The organism is Streptomyces sp. NPDC088354 (genome assembly GCF_044753585.1).
Taxonomy (GTDB): Bacteria; Actinomycetota; Actinomycetes; order Streptomycetales; family Streptomycetaceae; genus Actinacidiphila.
Window position 1 is genome coordinate 47,242 of sequence record NZ_JBIVNJ010000035.1, and the last position, 11,644, is coordinate 58,885.

The 11,644-nt window shown below is 72.4% G+C and carries 10 protein-coding genes and 1 tRNA gene; 5 read left to right on the forward strand and 6 right to left on the reverse strand.

Annotated features, from left to right (window positions below; translation table 11 throughout):
- Nucleotides 1-231 precede the first annotated feature (231 nt).
- Nucleotides 232-921 carry a GntR family transcriptional regulator gene (locus ACIP98_RS33625; RefSeq protein WP_319665586.1) on the forward strand — a complete coding sequence of 230 codons (690 nt, stop codon included), beginning with the start codon at nucleotides 232-234 and terminating at the stop codon, nucleotides 919-921.
- A gap of 31 nt (nucleotides 922-952) precedes the next feature.
- Here the strand turns inward: ACIP98_RS33625 and ACIP98_RS33630 are convergent, their stop codons facing one another.
- The 4 genes from ACIP98_RS33630 to frc form a co-directional block, all read right to left on the reverse strand.
- Nucleotides 953-1,732 carry an acyl-CoA dehydrogenase family protein gene (locus tag ACIP98_RS33630; protein WP_401979603.1) on the reverse strand — a complete coding sequence of 260 codons (780 nt, stop codon included), beginning with the start codon at nucleotides 1,730-1,732 and terminating at the stop codon, nucleotides 953-955.
- Between the two features lie 207 nt (nucleotides 1,733-1,939).
- A complete protein-coding gene (locus ACIP98_RS33635) occupies nucleotides 1,940-2,488 on the reverse strand; it encodes a beta-class carbonic anhydrase (protein WP_401979606.1) in 549 nt (182 codons plus the stop codon).
- A 4-nt stretch (nucleotides 2,489-2,492) separates the two neighbouring features.
- A complete protein-coding gene (locus ACIP98_RS33640) occupies nucleotides 2,493-4,820 on the reverse strand; it encodes an FdhF/YdeP family oxidoreductase (RefSeq protein ID WP_401979607.1) in 2,328 nt (775 codons plus the stop codon).
- Between the two features lie 55 nt (nucleotides 4,821-4,875).
- Entirely contained in the window at nucleotides 4,876-6,126 is a 1,251-nt protein-coding gene (gene frc / locus ACIP98_RS33645) for a formyl-CoA transferase (protein ID WP_401979609.1), read from the reverse strand.
- A 268-nt stretch (nucleotides 6,127-6,394) separates the two neighbouring features.
- Here frc and ACIP98_RS33650 point away from each other — a divergent pair, with 268 nt between their 5' ends.
- From ACIP98_RS33650 to ACIP98_RS33660, 3 genes are read left to right on the forward strand one after another with little or no spacing between them, the layout of a single operon-like run.
- Nucleotides 6,395-6,952, forward strand: a complete 558-nt coding sequence (locus ACIP98_RS33650; protein WP_401979611.1) for a hypothetical protein — start codon at nucleotides 6,395-6,397, stop codon at nucleotides 6,950-6,952.
- A gap of 46 nt (nucleotides 6,953-6,998) precedes the next feature.
- Nucleotides 6,999-7,316: a hypothetical protein gene (locus tag ACIP98_RS33655; RefSeq protein WP_401979613.1), complete on the forward strand. Its 318-nt coding sequence runs from the start codon at nucleotides 6,999-7,001 to the stop codon at nucleotides 7,314-7,316.
- On the forward strand, nucleotides 7,310-7,480 hold the full coding sequence (locus tag ACIP98_RS33660; protein WP_401979614.1) for a hypothetical protein: 171 nt from the start codon (nucleotides 7,310-7,312) through the stop codon (nucleotides 7,478-7,480). Before ACIP98_RS33655 ends, ACIP98_RS33660 begins: the two co-directional genes overlap by 7 nt.
- Before the next feature lie 31 nt (nucleotides 7,481-7,511).
- On the opposite strand, the gene ACIP98_RS33665 is transcribed toward ACIP98_RS33660, so the two are convergent.
- Entirely contained in the window at nucleotides 7,512-9,779 is a 2,268-nt protein-coding gene (locus ACIP98_RS33665) for a SpoIIE family protein phosphatase (RefSeq protein WP_401979616.1), read from the reverse strand.
- A 335-nt stretch (nucleotides 9,780-10,114) separates the two neighbouring features.
- On the opposite strand from ACIP98_RS33665, the gene ACIP98_RS33670 reads away from it, so the two are divergent.
- The gene (locus tag ACIP98_RS33670; RefSeq protein WP_319665594.1) at nucleotides 10,115-11,320 is read left to right on the forward strand and encodes a glycosyltransferase; all 1,206 of its coding nucleotides are present in this window, start codon (nucleotides 10,115-10,117) and stop codon (nucleotides 11,318-11,320) included.
- Nucleotides 11,321-11,505: 185 nt separating this feature from the next.
- Here ACIP98_RS33670 and ACIP98_RS33675 read toward each other — a convergent pair.
- Nucleotides 11,506-11,590, reverse strand: a tRNA-Leu gene (locus tag ACIP98_RS33675).
- Between the last annotated feature and the right edge of the window lie 54 nt (nucleotides 11,591-11,644).

Here is an 11,644-nt window from a genome sequence, read left to right on the forward strand (position 1 = left end):
ATAACGCATACAAGCTTCTGCATACAGAATGCCGTCGCACTTTTGTCGGCCCGATGGAGCGACCGCCGACGCGGCCGCACCCGCCACCGGCACGCCGCCGCACACCGGCGGCAGATGCCATGTTGCATACCAAAACCTGTATACTGAGGCGTTGCCGCCGTCATCGCTTCTCGGCGGAATCCGCTGGCAGAGCCGTCGGCCCATCAGGCTCGCCGGCAGAACGGGGAAACGATGCGCGAGGCCCTGACGGCGGCGGCCACCCACCGCGTCGCCCGCCCTGCACCGCTGCGCCAGGCCGTCCACGACGCGCTGATCGAGCTCATCATCAACGGCACGCTCACCCCCGGCCAGCACCTGGTCGAGGCCGAACTCGCCGAACACCTCGGCGTCAGCCGCCAACCCGTACGCGAAGCCCTCCAACGCCTCCAGACCGACGGCTGGGTCGACCTCCGCCCCGCCCAAGGCGCCTTCGTCCACGCCCCCACCCAGGAAGAAGCCGCCCAACTCCTCAGCGTCCGCGCCGTCCTGGAGACCTACTCGGCCGAACTCGCCGCCCGGAACGCCACACCCGCCGACGTCGAACGTCTCTGGGAGCTGCACCAGGACGGCGTCGACGCCCTCGCCGGCGGCGACGTCGAGCGTCTGGTCACGGCCAACATCGCGCTGCACGCCTTCATCACCTCCGTGGCGGGCAATGCCGTACTGGCCGAACTCATCTCGCAGGTGAGCCGGAAGGTGCGCTGGTACTACACGCCCATCGCCAAGCCCCGCGGCAAGGAGGCCTGGAACGAGCACGCGCAGCTCATCAGGGCCATCGCCAAGGGCGACGCCGGCCGCGCGAGCGAGATCATGCGCAAGCACACCATGCGCACCGGCGAGTACCGCACGGCGGTCGCCGCGAAGGCCGGCCGGGAGGGCTGACCGCGGTCACCCGCACACCGCGGCCCCCGGTTCAGGACGACGCGAGGGAGCCGACGGGACGGTCGGCGCAGTCCCGGGAGGCGACGGCCACCGAGGGGTGGACGGCGTCCGTGCCGATGGCGGCCCGCAGTTCCAGCAGCCACGGCACGACGGTGCGCAGCACGATGCCGAGCCCTTCCCCGTCCTCCCCCAGCATCGCATCGGCGGGGACCAGGACCGGGTCGGCGGCCACGGTCGAGGTGGCACTGCCGTACGGCCCCGTCCCGTCCGTCCGGGCGGGGACGAACAGGTCGGGCGCGTGCGCGGGGACCGTCCACAGCGTCAGGCCGTCCTCCGCGGCGAGCGGCCGGGACGACCAGACGTAGCTGTCGGCCTCCCCCGCGGAGACCACCTCACGCTTGCGGGCCCGCAGGGCGACCACGTCGCCGGTGCGGGAGGCCGTGGAGAGCGGAGCCCACTCCCCGGGGACGCCTTCGGTCAGGGCGAGGCTGCCCAGGTGGCGGCCGGCGGCGATCTCGCCCCGGAGCCAGGGGCTGCCGTACGCCTCGATGACGGCGACCGCCGCGTAGTGCGACTGGAGCACGGCCGCGGTGGCCGGGCAGGCACCGGCGGTCCTGGCCACCACCTCGGCGGCGTCCGGCAGGCCCAGCCCGCCGCCGCCGAGGTCCGCGGCGACGGTGAGTCCGAGCAGCCCGGCCCGGCCGAGGGCCGTCACCGAGGCGCGCGGGAACCTCCCTTCGCCGCCGGTCCGCTCGGCGGAGGGTTCGATGACGCTGCTCAGGACGTGGGAGAAAGCGGCGTGGTACGACACGGGGTGCTCCCCTCGGGAGTGGTGACCGGTCCGCTGTCGGCCGGTGGGAGTGCGGGAGAGTCGTGGTTCCTGGGCGTACGGGGCCGGTCCGCGCGGGCGATCACCCGCGCCGGCCGGCCCCGCCGCCGTGCGCGCCGGCCGTCTGCCGGGGCTGCCGTCCCGCAGGCCCCGGCCGGTTGCCGTCCGCAGGCCCGCGCGCACGTCCGGTCAGGGCTGCGCGTCGGCCCCGGGGTCGATCTCCCGCAGCAGCCCCGTCGTCACGTCGAACACAAAGCCGCGCACGTCGCCGGTGTGCGGCAGGAACGGCGACGTGCGCACCCGCCGCATCGACTGCCGGACGTCCTGGTCGACGTCCTGGAACGCCTCCACGGCCCAGGCGGGACGCTGCCCGACCTCCCGCTCCAGTTCGTGGCGGAAGTCCTCGGTCAGGCTCTCCAGGCCGCAGCCGGTGTGGTGGACGAGTACCACGCTGCGGGTGCCGAGCGCCCGCTGACTGATCGTCAGTGAGCGGATCGCGTCGTCGGTGACGACACCGCCCGCGTTGCGGATGGTGTGGCAGTCGCCCAGTTCGAGGCCGAGGGCGGCGTGCAGATCGATGCGCGCGTCCATGCAGGCCACGACGGCCACCCCCAGGACGGGGCGGGCCCCCATGCCCGGATCGGTGAATCCCTCGGCGTACTTCCGGTTGGACTCCACGAGGCGGTCGGTGACCGTCTGCGTACCGGTCCGCGCGGGGCCGTGCGTCGACGTCGGCATGGGGCTACCTCATTCCGGTGGGCGGAGGCGAAGGGACCCGTGCCGCGGTACCCGACGGTTCGAGCCGGACCACGACTCCCTTCGATGTCGGGGTGTTGCTGATGTCGGCCACGCTGTCCAGCGGCACCAGGACGTTGGTCTCCGGGTAGTACGCCGCGGCGGATCCCGGGGTCGTGGGGTAGGGGACCACCCGGAAGTCCCGGGCGCGGCGTTCCACCCCGTCGTGCCACACGCTCACCAGGTCGACGCGGTCACGGTCGGCGAGGCCGAGGGCCTCCAGGTCGACGGGGTTCACCAGGACGACGCGGCGGCCTGCGTGGATGCCTCGGTAGCGGTCGTTCATCGCGTACGGGACGGTGTTCCATTGGTCGTGCGAGCGCAGCGTCTGCAGGACGAGGTGCCGCTCGGGGGCCTGGACCATGGTGAAGTCGTTGCACGTGAAGACCGCCTTGCCGCTCGGGGTGGGGAACGTCCCGTGGTTGACCGGGTTCGGCAGCAGGAAGCCGCCCGGCTCGGCCGCCCGTGCGTTGTAGTCGTGGAAGCCGGGCACGACCCGGGAGATCCGGTCCCGGACGGCGCCGTAGTCCGCCTCGAACGCCGCCCAGGGCAGGGACGGGGAGTCGCCGAGGGTCCGGGCGGCCAGCCGGGAGATGATCGCCACCTCGCTGAGCAGCGTGCCGGAGGCGGGCTCCAGCCGGCCGCGCGAGGCGTGCACCTGGCTCATCGAGTCCTCGACGGTGACGAACTGCTCGACGCCGCCCTGGACGTCCCGGTCGCTGCGGCCGAGCGTCGGCAGGATCAGCGCCGTGTCGCCGCAGACCGTGTGGGAGCGGTTGAGTTTGGTCGAGATGTGCGCGGTGAGCCGGCACGTCCGCAGTGCAGCCTCGGTCAGGTCGCTGTCGGGGGCGGCCCGGACGAAGTTGCCCGCGACGCCCACGAAGACCCTGGCCCGGCCGTCGCGCATGGCCCTGATGGAGTCCACGGTGTCCCAGCCGTGGCGGGTGGGCGGGGTGAAGCCGAACTCCCGCTCCAGCGCGTCCAGGAACGCCTGCGGCATCCGCTCCCAGATCCCCATGGTGCGGTCGCCCTGCACATTGCTGTGGCCGCGCACGGGGCACACGCCCGCTCCCGGCCTGCCGATGTTCCCGCGCAGCATCAGGAAGTTGACGACCTCGCGGATGGTGGGCACGCCGTGCTTGTGCTGGGTCAGGCCCATCGCCCAGCAGACGATGACGCTGCAGCTGCGCAGCACCCGCTCGTGCAGCTGCTCGATCTCCTCGCGGGTCAGCCCGGTGGCCTTGCGGACGTCGTCCCAGTCGGTCTTGCGGGCGTGCCGGGCGAACTCGGCGAAACCGGTGGAGTGGGTGTCGATGAACTCGTGGTCCAGCACGGTCCCCGGCGCGGCGTCCTCGGCCTCCAGCAGCAGCAGGTTCAGCGCCTGGAACAGGGCGAGGTCGCCGCCGGGCCGGATCTGCAGGAACTGGTCGGCGACGGTCGTCCCGCGCCCGACGATGCCGCGCGCCTTCTGGGGGTGCTTGAACCGCATCAGCCCGGCCTCGGGCAGCGGGTTGACGGCGACGACCTGGCCGCCGGCGCGCTTGGTCTCCTCCAGCGCGGAGAGCATCCGGGGGTGGTTGGTGCCCGGGTTCTGGCCCACGACGAGGACCAGGTCGCTGCGGTGGATGTCGTCGAGGGACACGCTGCCCTTGCTGATGCCCAGGGTCTCGTTGAGCGCGGAGCCGCTGGACTCGTGGCACATGTTGCTGCAGTCGGGCAGGTTGTTGGTGCCGTAGGCCCGGGCGAAGAGCTGGAGGAGGAACGCGGCCTCGTTGCCGACCCGGCCCGAGGTGTAGAAGAGGGCCTCGTCCGGGGAGTCCAGCGCGCGCAGTTCGCCGGCGAGCAGGTCGAGGGCGCCGTCCCAGCCGATCGGCTCGTAGTGGTCCGAGCCGGGCCGCTTGACCATGGGCTCGGTGAGCCGGCCCTGCTGGTTGAGCCAGTAGTCGGACTTGCCGTCCAGCTCGGATATCGAGTGCTCGCGGAAGAAGTCCGCGGTGACCCGGCGCGAGGTGGCCTCGTCGCTGATGTGCTTGGCGCCGTTCTCGCAGTACTCCTGCAGGTGCCGGTGCTTCGGGTCCGGCTCCGGCCAGGCGCAGCCCGGGCAGTCGAAGCCCTTGGCCTGGTTGATGTTCAGCAGGGTCAGCGCCGTCCGCCGGACGGTGGTCTGGCCCAGGGAGTACTGGAGCGCGTGCGTGACGGCGGGCAGTCCGGTCGCCCAGGTCTTGGGCGGGGTCACCTCCAGATGGTCGTCGGTGGGGTCCTCGATCGTGCTCATCGTCTGGCCTGTGCCTTTCTGCTGCTGCCCCGGTACCGGCGGATCGCGGTGGCCGTCAGATCACGCCCTGCGCCCTGAGCTGCGGTAGTTCGTCTTCGTGGATGCCGAGTTCGTGGTGGTAGATGTCGTGGTTGTGTTCGCCGAGGAGGGGGGAGCGGTGGATGGTGGTGGGTGAGTCGGAGAGTTTGAGCGGGTTGCCGACGGTGGTGTAGGTGCCGCGTTCGGGGTGGGGGACGTCCACGACGATGTCGTTGGCGCGGAGGCTGGGGTCCTCGATGATCTCTTTGGTGGACAGGATGGGTCCGCAGGGGATGTTGTGGGCGTTGAGGTGGTGCAGGACCTGCCATTTGGGGAGGGTGGTGGTCCATTCCTCGATGAGTTGGAACATTTTGGTGAGTTTGGGGAGGCGGGCTTCGGGGGTGGCCCATTCGGGGTCGTGGGCGAGTTCGGGGCGGCCGATGAGTTCGGCGATGGGGGCCCAGCCGGCGGGTTGGACGATGACGTAGACGTAGTCGTTGGGTCCGCCGGGTGCGCATTTGACGGCCCAGCCGGGTTGTCCGCCGCCGGAGGCGTTGCCGGAGCGGGGGACTTCGTCGGCCGAGGCGGTGTCCTGGGCGTTGGGGTATTCGGCCAGGGGGCCGTGGGTGAGGCGTTGCTGGTCGCGGAGTTTGACGCGGCACAGGTTGAGGACGGCGTGCTGCATGGCGACCTGCACGCGTTGGCCGCGGCCGGTGTGGGTGCGTTGGAACAGGGCGGCCAGGATGCCGGCGACGGCGTGGATGCCGGTGCCGGAGTCGCCGATCTGGGCGCCGGTGGCAAGGGGTGGTCCGCCGTCGAAGCCGGTGGTGGCCATGGAGCCGCCCATGGCCTGGGCGACGACCTCGTAGGCCTTGAAGTCGGTGTAGGGGCCGTCGCCGAAGCCCTTGATGGAGGCGTAGACGATCCGTGGGTTGATGGACCGGATGTGTTCCCAGGTGAAGCCCATCCGGTCGATCGCGCCCGGGGCGAAGTTCTCCACCATCACGTCGCTGCGGGCGATCAGCTCGGTCAGCAGTTCCTTGCCGCGTGGTGTCTTGGTGTTCAAGGTGATGCTCCGCTTGTTCGCGTTGAGCATCGTGAAGTACAGGCTGTCCACACCCGGCAGGTCCCGCAGCTGACCGCGGGTGATGTCACCCCCCGGCGCCTCCAGCTTGACCACGTCCGCACCCAGCCACGCCAGCAACTGCGTCGCCGACGGCCCCGACTGCACATGCGTCATGTCCAGCACACGAACACCCTCAAGAGCCCTGCTCACAGCTGCCCCCATTCACGCGTCCACCGATCGACCGACTGACTGAGCGGCTCCACACTGTAGATTGCATACCGTATGGAGTTGTCTTCATGGTCGCGGCAGCCGCGATGGATGTCCAGGGGGCGCCGGGAAAGATTTCCCGTCCGCGGAGTCGGCCGTCACCCGGTTTCTCCCGTATCGCCCTTTTCACCCGCCCCGCCGGGTTTCCCGTGGGGATCTGCTCTCCTGGGGAAGCCCGGACGGCAGGTTCCGGATCCTGGACGTCACCGACGCGGCGCACCCCGTGGCGCTGTCCGCTCCGGTCGGCGTCTCGAAGGGGACGTGGGCGAGCTCGAGTTTCAGCCCCGACGGCCGGACCCTGGCGCTCGGCACCGTCCCGCAACCGGGCGGCACCGCCGGCGGCGACGTGCAGTTGCGGGACGTCGCCGACCCCCGGCGTCCGCGGCGGCTGACCACCGTGACGTCCGTGACCCAGCAGGGCGTCGCCTCCGTCGCCTTGAGCCCGGACGGCACGACCCCGGCGGTCTCCGGCGGCACTACCGCCGGAGACCTCCCGCTCGCACTGGCCTTCCGGCCCGGCTTGCCGCTGCCGGCCACCGTGGACAGCGGCGGCGGAGTACGGCTGCGGGACGTGTCGTCGGCCGCCCAGCCGGTGGAGGTCCGCGGCCGGGCCCCCGCCGGGCAGACCGAGCCGGTCGCGGCGCCGGCCTTCGACGCCCGGGGGCACACCCTGATCGCGGCCGGGCTGGGTGCTGCAGGGCGGCTTCACGGGCGGGCCGCGTGCGGGGGACATCTCCGACCCGGGCCGTCCCGTCGCCCTGGGCGGCGAACTGCCGGGTGAGACCCTGCCGGTCAAGGCGCTGGCCGCGGCGCCGTCGGGAACCCGGGTGTACAGCGGCAGCGCCTTCGGCTTCGTCCGCACGTGGGACGTGCGCGACGGCACTCCTCCCCTCCTGCGCGGCGGCTCCCCCACCCTGCGGGTGGTCTTCGCGCTCGCCGTCGGCCGCCCGATGGTCTGGGGCGGCATGGTCACCGGTGTCGGCTTCGCGCCGCGGGACGGGCTGCTCGCGAGCGGCGACGCCGTCGGGCGGATCCGGCTGCGGGACACCACCGGCCCCGGCCGCCCGGCCGCCTACGGCCTGCCGGTGACCGGCCACGCGGGCTCGGTCCGATCCTGGCGTTCCGCCCGTCGCAAGGTGTGCTGACCACCGGCGGCGCCGACGGCTCCGTACGGCTGTGGCAGACCGACAGGGGCCGCGCCCGCGCCGTGCTGTGCGCGGCCACCGGCAGCGCGCCGACCCCCTGGCTGTGGCGGCAGTACGTCTCCCCGGACCGGCCCTACGACCCGCCGTGCGCCGCCCGCCGCTGACCGCCGGATCGGCCGCGGCGCGGCGGCCGCCTCAGTTTCCCGGGATGGCCATCTCCAGCCAGACCGTCTTGCCGCGCCCGTTCGGGGAGCTGTTCCACGCGCTGGTGAGGGCGTCCACCAGGTAGAGGCCCCGTCCGGACTCCGCCTGGGAACTGCCCTCCTCGGTCAGGGAGAACGCCGAGGGCACGGGCGGGTCGCTGTCGGAGTCCCGGACCTCCATGCGGATGTTGTCGCCGAAGGCGCGCAGCCGCACGTCGACGTCGCTGCCGGCGTGGATGAGCGCGTTGGTCACGACCTCGGAGGCGACGAGCTGGAGGTCCTCCGACATCTCCTCCAGGCCCCAGGCGCGCAGCGAGTCCTCCACGAAGCCCCGGGCGGCCTTGACGCCCAGCAGGTCGTGCTCCTGGAGGTGCAGGTGTCCCGTCCGCGACACGTCCCGGACGTCGGCGCCCTCGAAACGGGCCAGGAGCAGTACCGCGTCGTCGCGACGGTGATGGAATCCCGGCATCCCTGCGACGACGCGGTCTGCGAGCTCTTCGAGGTTGTCTCCCGCCGCGCGGTCGCCGGTGCGGAACAGGGTGGCCGCGGCGGCGGTGGGGTCCGGCGCACGCGCGTCCACCAGTCCGTCCGAGTACAGCATGAGCACCGACCCCGGGGCGACGGTGTGCTCCCGCCCGCGCCGGCAGGCGGGGACGGGGACACCGAGGGGCACGTTGGGGGGCGCCTCCAGGACGGTGACGCCCGCGTCCGGCCCCATGACGAGGGGTGGCGGATGACCCGCGAGGGCCACCTCGGCCACCCCGTCGGTGGTGTCGAGGGCGACCACGCAGCAGGTGGCGAGCAGATCGGTCCCCAGGCGGGCGAGCAGTGCGCCGGTCCGGTCGATGATCGCCGCGGGCCGGTGTCCCTCGGTCGCGTAGGCCACCACCGCACCGCGCAGCTGACCCATGAGGGCCGCGCTCTCGATTCCGTGGCCCTCCACGTCGCCCACCACCAGTACGACACGACGGCCCGGCAGTTCGATCACGTCGTACCAGTCACCGCCGACCTCGGACGTGGACGTGGCGGGCTCGTAGCGGGCGGTGGTCGTCAGCTGGGGCGATTCCGAGAGCACGGGCGGAAGCAGCCTCTTCTGCAGGCTTTCGGCGACCGCGTGCCGCTCGCGGCCCAGTTCCACCCGTTCGACGGCCGGCCCCATGGAGCCCGCCATCATCGACAGAACGGCCCGCTCCTCGGGCGAGAAGCGGCGGGGGCCGCCGAACTCCAGACAGCACACACCGACCACGTTGTCCTTCCCGATGTAGGGGAGGTCGATGACGTGCCGGTTGCCGACGAGGGGCAGGTAGGCCGCGGAGGGGGCCCCGTCGTCGGGGGGAAGGGGTCCGGCCGCGAGAGGGGTGCAGCGGCCGGAGACGACCAGCGCGCGCCGCTGGACCGCCTCCGCCGCGGGCTCCCTGGTGTGCAGACCGCTGCCGTGGAGAGTGCGGGCCAGGTCCGAGGAGACGCCGCTGTGCCCGACGACCCAGAGCCGGCCCCGGCCGGCGGCCGCCAGCACCAGGGCCCTGGCCTGGAACGGGACCATGACGCAGAACCGCGCCGCCCCGACGACCTGCTCCATGGTCGTGGCCTGGTTGAGCATGTCGGACAGCCGCCGCAAGGGGTACATCATGCTCATGCCCGCAGATCCGGCGACGCCGCGCACCCCCCACAGGACGTCGCCGGCTGCCTCGTCCACCGTCTCGGCACGACCGACGCGGTCGATGGGGACCAGTACGGGCATGTGCCCCGGCACGATCGCCGTGCCGTGCCCGGCGAGCGCGCGGAGGGTCTGCGCGAGCCGGTCGCCGAGCCCGGCCAGCCGCGCGCGGTCGGTGTCGTCGTAACCGCCCTGGGTCTCCGGACGGAGGACGGCCAGCGCGCCGAGGCGCAGGCCGTCGGCGACGAGCGGGGCCGCGGCGACGGCGTAGGGGTAGTTCGGCAGGTCCAGCAGATCGTCGGTCCGGGGGTCCGGGTCGGTCAGGACCACGACCGCGCCGGCCGCCAGGGCCCGTGCGGAGGCGTAGGGGGCGTCCGGCGCCATGCGTCCCGGGAGGGTGAACACCGGGGGTGAGCAGCCGCCGATCATGGCCGCCTTGAGTTCGCCGCTGTCCTCGTCCAGGAAGTACACGGCGGCCGCGATGGCCTCCAACCGGTCCACGGCTTCGCGGAGCGCGCGGTAGAGCACCGCCGCCAGATCGCCGCCCAGGACACGAGCGGGGACGATTTCGCGGTCGTGGCCTGCGACTGTCCGGCTGCTCATCACGGATGTTTCCTGTCCGTTGGCAGTGTACGTGAGGTTTCTACCCACATGTCCGTGTTCGTCACCCCGGGCGATCGGGCCGCCCCATGCCGGGCCGCTGCTCGAATCGCCTCAACTGGAGGGCAATCCCACCGAAGTTCCCACCGCCCGGGTGCCCTCGCGGGGGCCCGACTTGTACCGTACAGGCCCTGGCTCAGGTTGTTGGGTCGGAGACAACCGATCGTACGTCCAGGCGCAGGGCCCCGTTCAGGCCGGCGTCATCTCCATACCCCCAGATATCGGCTAACCCGCAGATCACGGGGGTCGTTCAGTACTTCTGCAAGGCGGGTGATGGTGTGCGCGCGACGCACGGACTGCGTGTGCTCTCGGTCTATGAGGGCTTCTTCTCCGGTGGGGCCCGGATCCTGCACAGCGACGTCGTCCTCGGACTGCGCGAGGGCGGCCAGCACCACAGCGTGCTCAGCATGCACGGCGAGGTGCACCGCGAGGCCACCCGCCAGCCGATGGAGGACGACGCCTGCTACCGGTCGCTGACCGCCGCCGGCGTGGAAATCACCTCCCTGGGCCGCAGTTTCGCCCCGGCCGGGGGCCCGAAGGCCTTCACCGGCCCGGAACTGGCCACGACGGCGAGGGCGACGGCGGCCGCCGACGTCATCCTGTCCCTCAAGGAACAGCCTCTGGAACTGCTCAATCAGGCGGGCCTGCCGCTGCGGCCCGTCGTGGTCTGCCTGCACCGCTCCGATCCGGAGAACCAGGGCCCCGCCCTGGACGAGCTGAAGGCCGCCGTCGCCGGCGGCAGGATCGCGGCCTGCGTCTGCTGCGCGGAGTCCACGCGCGTCGCGTACGAGGCCGCCGGGATCCCCGGCGAACTGCTGCACGTCATCCCGAACGGCGTGGACCTGCTGCGCTTCCGGCCCGACCCGGCGCGCCGGGTCCTGCTGCGGGCCGCACTGGGCATCCCGGACGCCGCGCCGGTGGTCGTCTTCGCCGCGCGGTACGCCACGATGAAGAACGTGCCGCTGCTCCTGCGGGCCGCGCAGGCGTGGCTGCGGCGCGAACCCGGCGGCCACGTGCTGATGTGCGGCGCGGGCATGACCGAGGCCAACCTCGCGTTGCGCGCGGACATCGAGGCGGCCTTCGACGACGGGGCGCACCTTCCCCGCGGGCTCCACCTGCTCGGTGTGCGGGGTGACATGGAGACCGTGTACGCGGCCTCGGACGTGGTGGCCCTGACGTCCTCCTCGGGGGAGGCGGCGCCGCTGTGCCTGATCGAGGGCATGATGTGCGGCGCGATCCCGGTCGCCACGGACGTCGGTGACACCGCCGCCATCGTGGCGGGCCACGGCATCATCACACCGCAGGACCCCGAGGCGATCATGTCCGCCTGGGTCGAGGCCCTCGACCGCCGGGCGGAATTCACCGCCTCGCTGACCCTCAGCCGCGAGCGCTTCAGCCGCACCCGCATGATCGCCGCGTACGCCGCGCTCCTCGACCGCGTGCACCACGGGGTGGGCGCCGCGCCACTGCCGGAGGCGCTCTGAGGCGCCCGCCGGGCGTGGGGGCCGCTACGCTCCGCAGCGCCGCGGGCAGCCGGGACACCGGCTGTGCCGTGGCGCCCGGACCGCGTGGCGCCCCCACGCAGGCAGGCGAGCCCGCCAGCCCCGGGAACGCACGAATGCCGACCGGGATCGCTCCCAGCCGGCACTTTCGTTCCCTGCGACTGCTGTGTCCGAGGGGGGACTTGAACCCCCACGCCCGATAAAGGGCACTAGCACCTCAAGCTAGCGCGTCTGCCATTCCGCCACCCGGACCGGGTGTCCGACCGCGGGGCATCCCCGCGGCGACATGGACAACGATACCAAGGA